The following is a 15,826-nucleotide window of genomic DNA, read 5'->3' as shown; positions in this document are numbered from 1 at the left end:
TTATTTTGACAGGAATGAACGAAAAAAGCTTCACGTTGTCAGAAAGCGGCTCTCATTCTGACAGGACTGTCCGAAAAAAGCTTCACGTTGTCAGAAAGGGGCTCTTATTTTGACAGGAATGAACGAAAAACGCTTAACCGAGTCAAAATCAAGCATTCACTCTGACAGTTTCACGCTTACTTTGGCTTAGCCCTGTCAAAATCAATCTCCCATTCTAACAGTATCAGGCTTTTTGCCCTATCCCTTTCTGAAAAAAATCTTTTCAACAACTTCATACTTTATCCGTTTTCTCGAATACCCCATTTTTCCTGCTATTCTACAAAAACATCCCAGCAATAGATGCACTTAACAGTGATGCGAGCATTCCGGCAGCAACCGAGCGCAATCCCATTCTCGCAATATCGGGGCGTCTGCTTGGTGCAAGTCCGCCTATTCCTCCAAGAAGCGAAGCGAGGGAGGTTAAGTTCGCAAAGCCGCAAAGGGCAAAGCTCACGACAATCACGGTTTTAGGGTCCAACTCCGGAATTTGTGGTCCAAAGGCTGAATAAGCAACAAACTCATTCAATACAAGCTTTTGCCCGATATAGCCGCCAGCTATGACAGCTTCTGACCATGGAACACCGACTGCAAAGGCAAGCGGGGAGAAAATCACACCCAAAATTCCTTCCATCGTCAGTCCGGAATAACCAAATAATCCTCCTATGGCTCCAAAAATGGTGTTAATCAAAGCAATTAATGAAATAAACGCTAGTAACATGGCCCCAATATTTAAAGCAAGCGAAAGTCCGTCACTCGCTCCGCGTGCTGCTGCATCAATGACATTTGTGGAGTCGGTATCCTTTTCCATCGCAAAATCCTTTTCATCAATCTTTTCTGTTTCTGGCACCACCAATTTTGCCATAATTAATCCGGCGGGAGCAGACATGAAGCTTGCAGCCAGCAAATAATTCATCGGAACCCCTAATAGGGCGTAACCAACAAGAGTTGATCCCGCAACAGAAGCAAGCCCGCCAGTCATGACGGCAAACAGCTCTGATTGGGACATCTTTTGAATAAAAGGCCGAACAACAAGAGGCGCTTCTGTCTGCCCGACGAAGATATTTGCTGCAGCTGACATCGATTCCGCTTTACTTGTTCCCAAAAGCTTCGATAAACCGCCGCCAAGGATGTTGATAAAAAATTGCATAATTCCGAGATAGTAAAGAACGGAAATTAAGGAGGAAAAGAAAATAATAATCGTTAATACTTGAAAGGCAAACACGAAACCGAAATTGGCTGCATCAGCGGCAGGGCCAAATACAAAACCAATTCCTTCAGCGGCGCTATTAATAATATCTTGAACCCGATCTGAAACCCAGCTAATGGCCGCTCTGCCTGCATTCCATTTTAATACAATAAAAGCAAATGTAATTTGAATCGCTAATCCGCCTAAAATCGTTCTCAAATTAATTGCTTTTCTATTGATTGAGAGTAATAGAGCTAATGAAAACACAACAATAATTCCTAGTATTCCCCATAAAACGTTCATCAGTTCACCTCAATAACTTTATCGTTATTAAGTATCATTTCCTGTATGGGAATAGCTTACTCATGAAGTTTGGAAGGGGCAGATTAGGATGACAATAAATTGAAATAAAGTGAAACTTCCATCAGTGGGGGTTTTCTTCATCCCCTACTGATGGTTAGTTGAACCAATCGGACCTTTACGGGCAGTTAATCCCCCACCTATCTTCTTTTGCATACTCAGAATCTTGAGGTGGGGGTCTTACTGCCCGTTAAGAGTGGGATAAAAAAGATGACAGCATTAGCGCAGGTCATCTTATCTTGTATTGAAGTCGTGCGAATGAAGGTGCAAGTAAATCCTTTAATCCACTAACGCATTGTCGTTTTAATAAATATTTTTGCATCATAATGATTTAATTAATATAATGACAGTGCTAATATAACAATTCTAAATTTTCATAATAGTCGGAAATGAAAACAGTTTAGCTCTATTTATTAAAAAAACATCATGCTTGTATGGGAAAAGGAAATACCATCAATCCCACCAGAAAATAGGTTGCAGCACTTAAAGGAGGAAATCTATGTATACTGTATTGCCAAAAATGAAAGCGGATTCCGTTTTCTATAGGCAAAACCCATTATGTAAAATGGGTCAGCCTAGTAATAAAGGATCCCCGTTTGTCATCAAGCTTGGAAATTTCGAGTTTCATTATTTTGCTTATACAGATAAAAAACCACCTAGAAATAGCAGGTGGCAGCAAAGAAAAATAATACTTATATATAAAATATCAATAAAAAGCAGAAGTATCAATCATTATTAAATTGATTGAACTGTTTGAATGGAATCAAAATGAGTGGCTGGCGCTTTTCTTACTAAGGATGCTTGTTTTCATAAAAGGAGATAAAGGAGAAGATACATGAAAAAACCTTCATTTTTAGCCTCGATAGGGATTGTACTAAGTGTGATTACATTTTTAGGTATCAGTATTCTGAAATTTGGTGTTGCACCGCAGATTCCCATTGTCATCGCAACGATTTTTCTTGCTTGTTATGGACTTACATTAGGGTATAAATGGAAGGATTTAGAGAGTGCCATGGCAAAAGGTATTTCCCAAGGGATTCCTTCTATCTTAATTCTATGTTTAATTGGAATTCTAATAGGAGTATGGGTTTTAAATGGAACCGTTCCAACAATCACCTATTATGGTTTGCATGCTTTATCTCCAGATTTCTTCTTAGTGTCAACCGTGTTGATTTGCTCGGTTGTCTCGGTTGTCTGCGGAAGCTCATGGAGTGCAATTGGTACAGTAGGGGTTTCGTTAATGGGGGTTGCCTATGGTTTAGGTGTTTCTCCAGCCATGACAGCAGGGGCTATTGTCTGTGGGGCTATTTTTGGTGATAAAATTTCTCCGCTTTCAGATACAACAAATCTAGCAGCGGCCACTGCCAAGGTCAATATCTTTGATCATATTAAACATATGCTATGGACAACCATTCCAAGCTATATCCTGACATTGGCGGCATTTACGGTCATCGGTCTTTTTATAGACAAGGGTGTGGCCGACAGTAAACAAATTGAAACACTTATTCAAGTTCTTAATGATGAGTTTATGATTACACCGATTACCATTCTATCACCATTGTTAATTATTATACTCGCAATCAAACGAGTAAGCCCAATTCCATCGCTTGTGATTGGTTTAATGGTAGCTATTTTAACGACGTTCTATACGGTTCCTGGTGTGGGAATCGGAACGATTATGACAACGATGCATACCGGTTTTGTGGCGGATACAGGTGTAGAAGCTATTGACAGTCTGCTTTCGCTTGGGGGCTTAAGCAGTATGTTATTTGGTGTTTCACTCATTTTAATCTCACTTGCTTTTGGAGGAATGATTCAACACATAGGAATTGCTCAATCCATTATTGAAGGCATTCAGAACATGTTAAAAAGCAGGGGAAACGTGATTGCATCAACAGTTGCCTCCTGCATTGGAATTAACCTAACTGTCGGTGAGCAATATTTATCCATTCTGTTACCGGGGCAATTATTTGAATCAGCTTATCAAAAACTGAAGCTTCATCCGAAAAACCTGTCAAGAACGTTGGAAGATGGCGGGACAATTGTTCATGCAATGATTCCATGGGGTGTCACAGGGGCCTTTATCATGTCCACGTTAAATATCGGAGTAGAGTATGCTCCATTTGTTTTTATTAGTATCATCACGCCGATTGTAGCAATCATTTATGGCTACACCGGAATTGGCATCACACCTTTACAAGAAGAAAAAGCAATGAAAGAAGAAACCATTGAAGTACAAAGAGAAGTACTTGAGGGTTAACACATACACATACGAACTTATTAGGAGGAATTTAAAATGGCAGTAACCTTATCAAATGAAAAAACAGTACAATCTATTCAATCATTCGACTTATTTACAAAAATTCAAGAGCATGAGCAAGTCGTCTTCTGCAATGATCCAGTAACAGGCCTAAAAGCCATCATTGCGATTCATAATACGACACTTGGACCTGCATTGGGCGGAACAAGAATGAGACCATATGACACGTTTGAAGAAGCTTTGGAAGATGCGCTGCGCTTATCAAAAGGGATGACATACAAAAATGCTGCCGCTGGTAACGACTTTGGCGGCGGAAAAGGTGTAATTATCGGCGACCCGCTGAAGGACAAAACGCCGGAATTATTCCGTGCCTATGGACAATTTATTGATTCCTTAAAAGGAAGATTTTACACAGGTACGGATATGGGAACGGTTTTAGACGATTTCGTTCATGCCCATAAGGAAACGAACTGCATTGCTGGTTTGCCTGAAGAATACGGCGGCGGCGGTGAAACGTCCATTCCGACAGCACTTGGTGTATTATACAGCATTCAAGCTGTTGCAAAGACATTATGGGGACATGAGAATTTAAATGGAAAGAAATTTGCCATTCAGGGACTAGGAAAGGTTGGTTATAAAACAGCTGAACATTTACTAGAGCAGGGGGCAGATTTATATGTAACAGATATTTCCGAAGAAGTCATCAACCTGTTAGTAGAAAAAGCAAAACAAATGGGTGGAAACGTAAAGGCTGTGAATGGCAGTGAAATTTATGGAGTCGATGCGGATATCTTCGTTCCATGTGCGATTGGTGGAATTATCAACGACCAAACAATTGAGCAACTAAAGGTACAAGGCATTGTAGGTGCGGCCAATAACCAGCTTCTTCATGAAAGCCATGCAAAGGTGTTAAAAGATAAAGGAATTCTTTATGCACCTGATTATATTGTAAATAGCGGCGGTGTGATCCAAGTAGCGGATGAATTATATGGACCAAATAAGGAGCGGATATTGAGCAAAACAAAGAATATTTATCGTTCGATTTTAGAGGTACTTGAACAATCGGAAAAAGAAAATATGACAACACTTGAAGCAGCTAATCTTATGTGTGAAAAAAGATTGAATATCACAAAGGTAAGAAATAGCTTCTTCTCTCCAACGAAACGTCCAAAGTGGGAAATTCGTCGTTAATCATTGTCATAGATAAATAGAAATCTAGAGGGGCTGCCCAAGTCTGCGGGAGCCCTTTCTACTATAATTATAGAAAAAATTGATGTTTACTAAGATTTTTTCTATAATTATAGTGATAACTAATGAAAATAATTCTCAGGTTATTCTTTATAACAAAATTTATCGGGGGCAGGGAATGGAAATTAAAGAAGAATTATCATCAACTATAGTCAAACAATTATTTCATGCGATTCTCTCCTTAAATACAAAACAAGAATGTATGGAGTTTTTTGATGATTTATGTACAATCAATGAGTTGAAATCCTTTAGTCAAAGGCTTGAAGTGGCAAGGATGATTAGAGATGGCGATACCTATATGGATATTCAGATTGAGACCGGCGCCTCATCGACTTCAATTAAAAGAATTAAAAAATTAATTGAATCAGGAGGAGGAGGTTATGAGCTCATTCTAAATCGCATAGGGGATTTAGAATCGTTTGAAGGGACCGGATAGACCGCTCATACATAAGGCTATGTTGATTTTGGTTAGCGGATTAATGGTGTCTAGGACGAAATACGAAAGAAAATAAGCGTAGACCTCCTTGATTAATTAAGGAGGTCTACGCTTATTTTAAACAATCTGAACTTTTTCAGTGTGGGAAGAAGATTCCCCCCACTGATGGAAGTTTTACTTTATGGAATCATCCACGACAATACATTACTTTGCAGGAAGGTTAAAATTCCAACAAGAATGACTAGGAAGAAGCTATGCTTTAACGTAAAGCGAAGTAACTCGGATTCTTTTCCAGCTAGTCCAACGGCTGCACATGCAACGGCAATGGATTGTGGTGAAATCATTTTTCCGGTAACACCGCCTGAAGAGTTGGCAGCGACAGCAAGCAATGGATCCATTCCAACCTGCATGGCCGATATCTTTTGCAGGTTTCCAAACAACAGGTTGGCAGATGTATCTGAACCTGTAATAAACACACCGAGCCAGCCAAGGAATGGTGAGAAGAATGGGAATAATGAACCTGTTTTTGCGATAATCATCCCAAGAGCGTGTGTCATACCTGCAGCGTTAGCGACATAAGCAAAGGCCACAACCGAACCAATGGTTAAAATAGGCAATTTTAATTCATTTAGTGTTTCACTAAATGTCTTTGACCAATCGCTCCAAGATAAACCAGTAATATATTTTGTGATAAAACAAGCGATTAAAATGGCAGTCCCAGCTGCACCTAATAATTCAAGCTTATATACAGCGGCAATCGCTGTACCTGCATCATTTAGAATTTTATTATGCAAGAAGGGTACTTCCGGTGCATATGTAAGCAGATGCCCAATCGAATTAACGCCTTTTAGAATCACATTTGTTCCTTCATAATGTCCTGTTAATGCGGATTTTATTGCTGGAATCCCCCAAAAAGAAATAAATGCTGTTAAAACTAAGAAGGGAGACCATGCTTTAAATACTTGTCCAGCTGTATAGTGAACGTTTTCAATTCTTTCATTTTTTACTGCTGAAGCTGCTGCGATTTCAGCTTCCCCTTTGAATCGGAAAATCGTTTTTGGTTTCCAGAATTTTAAGAAAATGGTTAACGCAAATAATGAGATTAAAGCTGATAGAATATCCGGTAATTCAGGGCCTAAAAAGTTTGAGCTTAAATATTGGGCAATGGCAAATGATAGTCCTGATACAAGGATGGCAGGCATCACTTCCAATGATCGTTTAAATCCTGCCATAATAATCACTAAATACAGCGGAATAAAAACAGAAATAAATGGAAGCTGGCGTCCGACCATTTTTGATATTTCCATGGCATCGATGCCTACAGGACCTGCCATCGCTGTAATAGGAATCCCAATCGCCCCGAAGGCAACAGGAGCGGTGTTGGCTAATAAACAAATTCCGGCAGCGTATAACGGGTTAAAGCCTAATCCTACAAGTAACGCTGCTGAAATCGCAACAGGAGCCCCAAATCCAGCGGCACCTTCCAAGAAAGCCCCGAATGAAAAGGCAATGAGTAAAGCCTGTAAGCGGCGGTCTTCTGTAATCGATTGGACAGAGTTACGAATAATTTCGAACTGCCCGCTTTTGACTGATAACTTATAAAGGAAAACGGATGTTACGATGATCCAGCCAATCGGTATGATACCGTAAACCGCCCCTTGAGTGGCAGACATAAAAGTCATGGCAGCAGGCATTTTGAAAGCGATTATAGCAAGGAGAATCGCCAGAGCCAGTGTGGTTAATCCAGCTATATGTCCTTTCATACGTTTAATCGCAAGTGCCCAGAAAAAATATAATATAGGGATAACGGCCACTATGGCTGTTAGAGCTAAACTATCTCCAACTATCGTAAAATTTTGAGTAAATGTCATAGATATACCCTCCAATTAATCAATGAAACTATTGCTCTTCTTTCTGTATTCCTCTAATGTAAGTAGGACTTAATCCCCCTTCCTTTTAACTAGATATCGTTTACATTTTTATGTTTTCAACATAGGTGTTATGATAAGGTCATCTGATGACTGGATGACTTCGATAGTCTGAATTATAATTGGCAATTTTGAAAAAAACAATAGATTTATGAAAAGTTTCTGAATTTTATTTCAGAAAAGTGATTTAAGTTTATTTGTGTAAAGGACTAATAAACCATTATAATTTTAGTAATAGGAATAGTAACCTAAGGATGTGAGGAGGAAATAATGAAATATAAACAAATTAAGCCCAAAAAAATATACGAAGAAGTGGCAGAAGCCCTTCATGAAGCGATTCGCAATGGTCAACTTAAACCAGGAGATAAACTAAATTCGGTAGAGCAATTAGCGGAAAATTTCCAAGTCGGCCGATCGGCCATTCGGGAGGCATTGTCTGCTCTAAAAGCAATGGGCTTAATCGAAATGAAACAGGGTGAAGGTACATATGTTAGGCAATTTGAGGCAGAAAATATAACGTTTCCACTTTCAACGGCGATGTTGATGAATAAAGAAGATGTGAAAAATCTTCTCGAGGTAAGAAAGATTATTGAAGTAGGGGCAGCCTCTGTAGCTGCAAGTAAACGGAGTGCGGAGAGCTTAGAACAGATGAAAGCGGCATTAGAGGAAATGAAGGTTTCCAATGGGAATGAAGAATTAGGGGAGAAATCGGATATGGAATTTCATTTAGCCCTGGCAGGTGCTACACAAAATCCACTCGTCTCCAATTTATTGCTTCATGTTTCTGATCTAATGCAGGAAACGATGAGAGAAACACGGCGATTATTGTTATTTTCTAAATGGACGACAACCGAGAAGCTATATGAAGAGCATGTTGAAATCTATCAAGCCGTTGTGAAACAGGATGGTGAAAAGGCTAGAAAAGCAATGCTTACCCATTTGAACAATGTAGAAAAAATATTACAAGAGTATTTTGAAGACAAGGATTAAGGAGCTTTTTTTAAAAAGCTCCTTTTATTTTTAAAAAATTTTGAAAACACTTTCGAAATATCAAATGTTTATAGTATTATAAAAGTGTTAATTGTATTTTTTATCAACTGGTCATCAGATGACCTGTTGACCAGTTGATAGATTAGTAGTAAAGTAAGTTTATTAATTTTTACTCTATTTAGATAAATAAAATAATTGCATGATTCATTTTTATTCGGAGAGGGATGGACGAAATGAAAGTAACTTTATTTGCCACATGTCTTGTTGATATGTTTAAAGGGAACGTAGGGAAGGCAACAGTCGAACTGTTAGAAAAGCTTGGCTGTGAAATTGATTTTCCCGAATCGCAAGTATGCTGTGGCCAGCCAACCTACAACAGCGGGTATGTAGAGGACACGAAGCCAACGATGAAAAAAATGATTGATACCTTCCAGCATGCTGAATATGTAGTCAGTCCATCTGGATCTTGTGCTTACATGTTCCGTGAATATCAACATATCTTTAAAGACGATCCGATCTACGGGCCAAAGGCGAAAGAGTTGGCAGCTAAAACATATGAATTAACGGAATTCATTGTTGATGTCTTAAAAATTAAAGATGTTGGGGCGACATTCCCTGGCAAGGTTACCTATCATACATCATGCCATATGACAAGATTACTAGGAGTTAAGAAGGCACCACTAACATTATTAAGCTATGTAAAGGGATTAGAATATATAGAGCTTCCAGGGAAAGAAAATTGCTGTGGTTTTGGCGGAACGTTCTCCGTTAAAATGGGGCAAATATCTGAGCAAATGGTGAATGAAAAAGTTCAGCATGTGGAAGAAACGGGTGCTGACTATTTAATTGGTGCCGATGCGTCTTGCTTAATGAATATTGGAGGGCGGATTACAAGAGAAGGAAAGCCAATCAAAGTGCTTCATATCGCTGAAGTGTTAAATAGTCGCGTATAGGTTAAGAGGGGGGAGAAACATATGTCAATGAAAACGAGCTCAGAGAAATTTAAAGTTCGTGTCAAAAATCAAATTCAAGACTCCTTTATGAGAGGAGCGGTTGCCAGCGCCCAAGAGACAATCCAAGGCAGAAAGCAAATGGTAACGGATGAGTTAGGGAACTGGGAAGAATGGCGTAATCATGGGGAAGAAATTCGAAAACATGTACTCGAAAATCTTGATTACTATTTATTTGAGTTAAGTGAAAATGTGGCGAAAAGAGGCGGTCATGTCTTTTTTGCTAAAACAGCTGAAGAGGCTGGAGGATATATTACGAACATTGCCAAAAAGAATCAGGCAAAAAAAATTGTCAAAGCCAAATCCATGGTGACAGAGGAAATCAGTCTCAATGAAAAACTAGAAGCTATTGGTTGTGAAGTGATTGAAACGGACCTGGGGGAGTATATTTTACAGGTTGACGACCATGATCCTCCGTCCCATATCGTTGTTCCTGCATTACATAAAAATAAAGAGCAAATAAGGGATGTATTTGCAGAAAAACTAGACTATAAAAAGACAGAAAAACCTGAAGAACTTGCTTTATTTGCCCGTCAAACCTTACGCCAAGACTATTTGACCGCAGATCTTGGGATAACAGGCTGTAACTTTGCGGTGGCAGAAACAGGGTCTATTACACTTGTGACAAATGAAGGCAATGCGGACCTTGTTGCGGCCCTGCCAAAAACACAAGTCGTTGTCATGGGGATGGAGCGTATTGTTCCAACCTTTGAAGAAATGGAAGTATTGGTCGGCATGCTTACACGCAGTGCCGTCGGCCAAAAATTAACAAGTTATATTACAACATTAACAGGTCCACGTGAGGAAGGCGATGTGGATGGTCCTGAAGAGTTTCATCTAGTGATCGTTGACAATGGTCGTTCAAACATTCTTGGAACGGAATTTCAATCGGCTCTTCAATGCATTCGTTGTGCAGCATGTATAAATGTTTGCCCAGTATATAGACATGTCGGCGGTCATTCTTATGGTTCTATTTATCCTGGACCCATTGGAGTTGTCTTAACACCGCTTCTTGGCGGCTATGATGATTATAAAGAATTACCATATGCCTCCACCTTATGTTCGGCTTGTACGGACGCATGTCCGGTAAAGATCCCGCTTCATGAGCTAATCTTGAAGCACAGACAAGTGATTGTTGAAAAGGAAGGGAAGGCGCCTTTTTCCGAAAAAGTTCTTATGAAGACGATTGGAATGGGAACATCTTCACCCACTCTATATAATATGGCTTCAAAAATGGCACCAGTGCTTTCGAAACCACTGTCTACGGATGACCATATTACGAGAGGTGTCGGTCTTTTAAAAGAATGGACAGATATTCGCGATCTCCCAGCGCCTAATAAAGAGCGCTTCCGGGATTGGTTTAAAAATCGGCCAAAAGGAGGAAATGAATAATGCAAGGAACTATTAAAAATCGTGAGGCTTTTCTAGAAGATATTGCTAATCGTCTTGGCCGAGAAAGAAAAACCTATGTAAAAAAGCCAAATTGGGCTTACAATCCGCAAGAAGAGGTATTAAAGGGTGCTACTAAAGATGAATTGTTAGACGTGTTAAAACTTCAATGCACAAAAGTTCATACGAAACTAGTTGTTACGACGAAAGAAACATTACCGGAAATACTAAAGGGTTCAATTGAAGCAGTTGGCGGCGGACCCATTGTGACGTGGAAGGATAAGCGCTTTGAGCAATTTGGACTTGGAAAACTATTAAAGGAAGATTTACCGAGTGACAATGTTGATGTATTTGAATGGAATTCTGCGTTAGGGAAAGAAAATATTGTGAAAGCTGAAAGAGCGAATGTTGGAATAACGATTAGTGAAATCACATTGGCTGAATCAGGTACCGTTGTTTTGTACAGCAGCAAGGATAGAGGGAGAACCATCAGCTTTTTGCCAACAAACTCTATTGTAATCGTCCCAAAAAGCACCATTGTTCCGCGCATGACCCAAGCGGCAAAAATATTACGTGAAAAGATTAAGCAGGGTGAACAAGTTCCTTCCTGTATTAACTATATTACCGGTCCGAGTAATTCAGCGGATATCGAGCTGAACCTTGTTGTCGGTGTTCATGGACCAGTTAAAATGAAATACATTGTAGTAGAAGATTTGTAGAAATAGAAGGGGCTCTACCTATGCTTTAACTGTCCCCTAATGGATCACAATCGTGGAATAAAAAGGACATGACGTATTTTATATAAAATATGTCATGTCTTTCATTTGTCTATTATCTATAAAAAAGACAGAAATTGACTTCATTTTATTTGAAATAACTTTTTCTATATTAATAGGATTCCAATAGGACATTAAGATCAATCATCAAAATCTTTACTGTTAGTTTACTTGTTTTTTACATCTAAAGAGGTAACTTGTCTAATCGTTTCTTCTAATTTCATATCCACTTTACTCGCATCTTCAATATGCTGTAGGATTAATTGATTTGCCGTATCAAAGACAAACTTCGTTTTTGAGATTTCGTCCATCACTTCCTGTGAATATTCTTTTTGTTCTATAATCTTTTGAATCACTGTGTTGACCTCGTTCTCCACATGATAAATAACCGAAGAAATAAAATCGATTTTGGTAGAGGTGTCCTTGCTTAAATCCATTCCTTCTCTTATTAATTCGGTACTTGAATTGGTCGATTGAAGGGTATCATGAATATCTTTCTGAATGTTTTGGGTTAACAGGCTGATGTCGCTTGTACTCATAGCCGTGCTTTCCGCAAGCTTTCGAACTTCCTCCGCAACAACAGCAAAACCTTTTCCCTGGTCTCCAGCTCTCGCGGCTTCTATAGAAGCATTTAGCGCTAAAAGGTTCGTTTGTTCGGCAATTTCCTTAATTGTCATGACAATCAATTCGATTTCCTTTGAACGATCATTTAATTGATTCATTCTATTATAGGTTTCTTCCAGTTTCTCACCAAGCTGGATAATCAGTTGTTCGACCTTGTTAACGGAATCTCTTCCTTCGTCCGATTTACTCACCATATCCTTTGCCGATAAGATTAAATTTTCTCCTTTTTGATGAAGCTTTTTAGAGTTTTCAAAGGAGGAATAACTTAAATGATCTACTTTATCAAAATGACTTTTGATTTCTTTTACTAAATCTGCCATTGTATAGTGCTGGCTATTCACAAGCTCATGCTGTTCGATGGTTTGGGTTAATTCTTGATTAAAACGCTCTAGAAAGGATTGAAAGAAGGACTCTTTGTCTTTAAACTCAGAAAACATTTGGTCAATCTTTTCTTGTAACTCTAATTTTTCTTTTTCGATTTCATGAAGGCGGGCTTTCGTAACGAACATACTCTACACCAATCTTTCTAATAAGTGGATATTTAAAATAGGTAAAAGGAAGGCATTATACTAGTTAAATATTAATACTATTTATACTACTAAAATATGACTTATATCACATTACATAGGATTTTGCTGAATTTTTCAACGTTGAAGGGATAGAAAAAAGGGGATAGAGAGAGGAGGAACGTGAAAAGAAAATACGATTGACACAAACGAACGTAGAGGCAGATGGTTTTTAGTAAAACGGTATAATCTGCCCCCGGCACTATTAATCTTCTTCTTTATAAAATCTCTTACCTGTTTCTGGGTGATAGTAGACGACAAGTTTTTTCTTCGTAGTTGGATCAATGGAGACTTCGTTTGTCCGGATATAGCCTTCGGGTACGTCTGTCCCATGTTTTGTTTTGAAGCGGCGGTCCCAAATAAACCAGGAGCCGAAAATCAAAACAGCGAGTATAAGAATTTGTACACCGAAATAACCGAGAATCCATTCCATTTTTTATTCCTGCTCAACTATGACGGCTGTTCCATAGGCCACAATCTCGCTCATGTTCTGCCCGATTTCCCCTGAATCAAACCGCATCATGATAATCGCATTCGCGCCCATCGCTTTTGCATTTTCGACCATCCGGTCCATGGCCTGCTTTCTGGCATCTTCGAGCATTTCTGTGTATTGATTAATTTCTCCGCCAACCAAGCCTTTGAATGAAGCCATAATATCCTTTCCAATTCCGCGGGCTCTAACAGTCAATCCAAAAACAGGCCCTTTTACTTCTGTTATCCTATAGTTTGGAACTCGTTCTGTCGTTACAATAATCATTGATTTCACTCCATTCTCCATCTTTTTCACTTCATTCAGCAGAAGTCTTTCATCTCTAAAGTTAAGGGATAAATGCAAGAAGCTCTCTGATTCAGAGGGAGGTCAAACCTCGGCTGAATGAAGTTAAGCCTCCGGCGGATGCCACGGATTTTTTTAGAGGTAGTTTATCGAGCGAGCTCGACGACGGACAGGATGTCCTAGTCAGGCGAAACCACAGGATGTGGTGTTTTGAAGCGTGATAAAAATCCGGGCGCAAATTCGACGGGACGAATTTGATCTATCCAAAAACATCAAAAGAATATATGTATTATCTATTCTAATCATACCATATGCCTGGAAAAATAAGTATTTAGATTGCTGTATCATCAAGGGGATATTTTCTTAAGAAAAACCCTAATAGAAAAAGAAACTTCAGATATGAAATCTCTTTTTCTATTAGGGTTTTGTGTATCTGTATATAATTTTTATGAATAAAACTTCCAATTTCCTCTTCCTGCTTCCTTCGCTTGATACAAAGCAAAATCCGCTTTCTTCAGCAGGGTAGGAGCATCCTGGCCGTCTTTTGGAAAAAAGCTGATTCCGATACTCGTTGCGGTGTTCACCAGCTCATGATTTAAATGGAATGGCTCTTTCATAGCGAGAATGATGCGGTTGGCAATCGTACTGACCTCTTCATTATTTTCAAATTGCTTCACGCAGACGGCAAACTCATCCCCGCCTAAACGGGCAAGAAAGGTGTGCTCTCCTAAAATATTTTTCAATCGCTCGGCCACATGAATGAGCAGTTTATCGCCAATCTCATGGCCAAGTGTATCATTAACCAATTTAAATCCATCCAAATCGAGATAAAAGACAGCAAACTTTTCTGAACTTTGCTGGGAATGTTGCAGAAGTTCTTCTAATTCTTTTTCAAAATAACGCCGGTTTGGAAGTTTTGTTAAATGGTCATGATTCGCATTAAACGTTAGTGTTTCTTTATGCTCTTTATCCTTTGTAATATCAGCAATAATGCCGTCTAATCGAATGACCTTACCGTCTGAATTCTTGTATGGCAGGACTTGATGGTGAATCCATTTCATCTTTCCTTCCCTATCAATAATTCGGTGTTCATATGTCATTTCTTCTCCATTCATAGAATGTTTAAAGAAATAGAGGGCAGAAAACAAATCTTCCGGATGAATATACTTAAACCAGGTTGAATGCCTTTCTAAGAATTCTTTTTGGTCCACACCATAGATTTTTTCCATCCCTTTTGAGCAAAGCGTAAATCGTTTTTGTCTTACATCATATGACCAAATGCCAACATGAAGACGATCTGTGACCGATTTCATCTGCACTTCATTTTGGATTAATTTTAATTCAATCGTTTTTTGTTCTGTTATATCTTGAATGGTTCCAATCAGTCGAACGGATTTTCCTGTTTCATCTATCATGACATCACCGCGTTGAAAAGCAATTCGTTCTTCCCCGCCGCTCCTCAAAATACGGTGTTCCATCTCGTATCCTTGTCCTGTATCAATGGCCTTTTGAATCGTTTCTTCATAGAATGTCCGATCATTTGGATGTATAGACTGAACAATATTTTTCCAAGATGGGGTAAAATCGTCATCATCCACACCAAATATCTGATAGGTTTGATGTGACCAAAAGGCCTTATCATTTACCACATCATAATCAAAGCTGCCGATATTGGTGATTTTTTGAATATAAAGCAGATTATCATACAATTTTGATATTTGATTTTTATATTCATTAAGTGTTCGTAAATCTTTACAAATACAATAAAAGAAATCGCTTCCATTTGGAATCAAAGTAAGGCTGACTGGAATTTCGTATCCCTTCTGATGAAGAAGTAATACGTCAACAGAGGCAGATTCACTATTTAATGACTGCTGAATAGAGGATTTCATCTTTTCATACATATCTACAGACATCCATTTGGATAGTGATGATTTTCCCTCTTTAAGAGTATAGCCAAGCAATGCTGTTGCTTGATGATTCATGAATAAAATTTGGTTGTCTTTGTTAAGAACAAGGGTCGCATCTGGATGTTGGGTAAATAGCGGGTTTTTTCCAATCTCAAGCTGCTGGGAAGTATTCATTTTTTGTTTAAAAAGATTAGAAATTTTATTTAATAAACCCATACCTCTTCCTCCAGTTATACCGATATATCTTTTATACCATGAGAAAGTTGCGCTGACTAGTAGATAAAGTGAAACTTCCGTCAGTGGGGATTCTTTCCTCATCCCTACTGATG

At 38.8% G+C, this 15,826-nt stretch carries 14 protein-coding genes; 8 read left to right on the top strand and 6 right to left on the bottom strand.

Annotation, left to right across the window (positions count from 1 at the left end; all coding sequences use genetic code 11):
- Nucleotides 1–316 precede the first annotated feature (316 nt).
- Complete coding sequence (locus tag F4V44_RS20760) at nucleotides 317–1,528, bottom strand: NupC/NupG family nucleoside CNT transporter (RefSeq protein ID WP_150441925.1); 1,212 nt, start codon at nucleotides 1,526–1,528, stop codon at nucleotides 317–319.
- Between the two features lie 556 nt (nucleotides 1,529–2,084).
- On the opposite strand from F4V44_RS20760, the gene F4V44_RS20755 reads away from it, so the two are divergent.
- The 4 genes from F4V44_RS20755 (at nucleotide 2,085) to F4V44_RS20740 (ending at nucleotide 5,529) form a co-directional block, all read left to right on the top strand.
- A complete protein-coding gene (locus F4V44_RS20755) occupies nucleotides 2,085–2,324 on the top strand; it encodes a hypothetical protein (protein WP_150441924.1) in 240 nt (79 codons plus the stop codon).
- Between the two features lie 96 nt (nucleotides 2,325–2,420).
- Complete coding sequence (gene nhaC / locus F4V44_RS20750; RefSeq protein WP_150441923.1) at nucleotides 2,421–3,845, top strand: Na+/H+ antiporter NhaC; 1,425 nt, start codon at nucleotides 2,421–2,423, stop codon at nucleotides 3,843–3,845.
- 36 nt (nucleotides 3,846–3,881) lie between these two features.
- Nucleotides 3,882–5,036, top strand: coding sequence for a Leu/Phe/Val dehydrogenase (locus F4V44_RS20745; RefSeq protein WP_150441922.1), 1,155 nt, complete (start codon nucleotides 3,882–3,884; stop codon nucleotides 5,034–5,036).
- A gap of 175 nt (nucleotides 5,037–5,211) precedes the next feature.
- Complete coding sequence (locus tag F4V44_RS20740; protein ID WP_150441921.1) at nucleotides 5,212–5,529, top strand: YerC/YecD family TrpR-related protein; 318 nt, start codon at nucleotides 5,212–5,214, stop codon at nucleotides 5,527–5,529.
- 179 nt (nucleotides 5,530–5,708) lie between these two features.
- Here the strand turns inward: F4V44_RS20740 and F4V44_RS20735 are convergent, their stop codons facing one another.
- Nucleotides 5,709–7,400: an L-lactate permease gene (locus tag F4V44_RS20735; RefSeq protein WP_150441920.1), complete on the bottom strand. Its 1,692-nt coding sequence runs from the start codon at nucleotides 7,398–7,400 to the stop codon at nucleotides 5,709–5,711.
- A 327-nt stretch (nucleotides 7,401–7,727) separates the two neighbouring features.
- Here F4V44_RS20735 and F4V44_RS20730 point away from each other — a divergent pair, with 327 nt between their 5' ends.
- The 4 genes from F4V44_RS20730 (at nucleotide 7,728) to F4V44_RS20715 (ending at nucleotide 11,565) form a co-directional block, all read left to right on the top strand.
- Nucleotides 7,728–8,447, top strand: coding sequence for a FadR/GntR family transcriptional regulator (locus F4V44_RS20730; RefSeq protein WP_150441919.1), 720 nt, complete (start codon nucleotides 7,728–7,730; stop codon nucleotides 8,445–8,447).
- A 233-nt stretch (nucleotides 8,448–8,680) separates the two neighbouring features.
- On the top strand, nucleotides 8,681–9,400 hold the full coding sequence (locus F4V44_RS20725; protein ID WP_150441918.1) for a (Fe-S)-binding protein: 720 nt from the start codon (nucleotides 8,681–8,683) through the stop codon (nucleotides 9,398–9,400).
- A gap of 21 nt (nucleotides 9,401–9,421) precedes the next feature.
- A complete protein-coding gene (locus F4V44_RS20720; protein WP_150441917.1) occupies nucleotides 9,422–10,849 on the top strand; it encodes a LutB/LldF family L-lactate oxidation iron-sulfur protein in 1,428 nt (475 codons plus the stop codon).
- Nucleotides 10,849–11,565, top strand: a complete 717-nt coding sequence (locus tag F4V44_RS20715) for a LutC/YkgG family protein (protein ID WP_150441916.1) — start codon at nucleotides 10,849–10,851, stop codon at nucleotides 11,563–11,565. The genes F4V44_RS20720 and F4V44_RS20715 overlap by 1 nt, the downstream gene beginning before the upstream one ends.
- 224 nt (nucleotides 11,566–11,789) lie before the next feature.
- Here the strand turns inward: F4V44_RS20715 and F4V44_RS20710 are convergent, their stop codons facing one another.
- The 4 genes from F4V44_RS20710 to F4V44_RS20695 form a co-directional block, all read right to left on the bottom strand.
- Nucleotides 11,790–12,755, bottom strand: coding sequence for a methyl-accepting chemotaxis protein (locus tag F4V44_RS20710; protein WP_150441915.1), 966 nt, complete (start codon nucleotides 12,753–12,755; stop codon nucleotides 11,790–11,792).
- 262 nt (nucleotides 12,756–13,017) lie between these two features.
- Nucleotides 13,018–13,245 (bottom strand): hypothetical protein, encoded by a 228-nt coding sequence (locus F4V44_RS20705; RefSeq protein ID WP_150441914.1) that lies wholly within the window; start codon nucleotides 13,243–13,245, stop codon nucleotides 13,018–13,020.
- A 3-nt stretch (nucleotides 13,246–13,248) separates the two neighbouring features.
- A complete protein-coding gene (locus F4V44_RS20700; protein WP_150441913.1) occupies nucleotides 13,249–13,569 on the bottom strand; it encodes a YbjQ family protein in 321 nt (106 codons plus the stop codon).
- Between the two features lie 464 nt (nucleotides 13,570–14,033).
- On the bottom strand, nucleotides 14,034–15,713 hold the full coding sequence (locus F4V44_RS20695) for a diguanylate cyclase domain-containing protein (RefSeq protein ID WP_191090794.1): 1,680 nt from the start codon (nucleotides 15,711–15,713) through the stop codon (nucleotides 14,034–14,036).
- Nucleotides 15,714–15,826: the final 113 nt, after the last annotated feature.

Origin of the sequence: Niallia endozanthoxylica (assembly GCF_008710145.1) — a bacterium.
GTDB lineage: Bacteria > Bacillota > Bacilli > Bacillales > Cytobacillaceae > Bacillus_BD > Bacillus_BD endozanthoxylica.
Note: the sequence above shows the minus strand (reverse complement) of the source record. Positions and strands in the feature narration are given on the sequence as shown.

Bases quoted from the DNA above. Each gene is read 5' to 3' on its own strand.
- F4V44_RS20760 (WP_150441925.1), bottom strand. From the start codon at position 1,528: ATGAACGTTTTATGGGGAATACTAGGAATTATTGTTGTGTTTTCATTA.
- F4V44_RS20755 (WP_150441924.1), top strand. From the start codon at position 2,085: ATGTATACTGTATTGCCAAAAATGAAAGCGGATTCCGTTTTCTATAGG.
- nhaC (WP_150441923.1), top strand. From the start codon at position 2,421: ATGAAAAAACCTTCATTTTTAGCCTCGATAGGGATTGTACTAAGTGTG.
- F4V44_RS20745 (WP_150441922.1), top strand. From the start codon at position 3,882: ATGGCAGTAACCTTATCAAATGAAAAAACAGTACAATCTATTCAATCA.
- F4V44_RS20740 (WP_150441921.1), top strand. From the start codon at position 5,212: ATGGAAATTAAAGAAGAATTATCATCAACTATAGTCAAACAATTATTT.
- F4V44_RS20735 (WP_150441920.1), bottom strand. From the start codon at position 7,400: ATGACATTTACTCAAAATTTTACGATAGTTGGAGATAGTTTAGCTCTA.
- F4V44_RS20730 (WP_150441919.1), top strand. From the start codon at position 7,728: ATGAAATATAAACAAATTAAGCCCAAAAAAATATACGAAGAAGTGGCA.
- F4V44_RS20725 (WP_150441918.1), top strand. From the start codon at position 8,681: ATGAAAGTAACTTTATTTGCCACATGTCTTGTTGATATGTTTAAAGGG.
- F4V44_RS20720 (WP_150441917.1), top strand. From the start codon at position 9,422: ATGTCAATGAAAACGAGCTCAGAGAAATTTAAAGTTCGTGTCAAAAAT.
- F4V44_RS20715 (WP_150441916.1), top strand. From the start codon at position 10,849: ATGCAAGGAACTATTAAAAATCGTGAGGCTTTTCTAGAAGATATTGCT.
- F4V44_RS20710 (WP_150441915.1), bottom strand. From the start codon at position 12,755: ATGTTCGTTACGAAAGCCCGCCTTCATGAAATCGAAAAAGAAAAATTA.
- F4V44_RS20705 (WP_150441914.1), bottom strand. From the start codon at position 13,245: ATGGAATGGATTCTCGGTTATTTCGGTGTACAAATTCTTATACTCGCT.
- F4V44_RS20700 (WP_150441913.1), bottom strand. From the start codon at position 13,569: ATGATTATTGTAACGACAGAACGAGTTCCAAACTATAGGATAACAGAA.
- F4V44_RS20695 (WP_191090794.1), bottom strand. From the start codon at position 15,713: ATGGGTTTATTAAATAAAATTTCTAATCTTTTTAAACAAAAAATGAAT.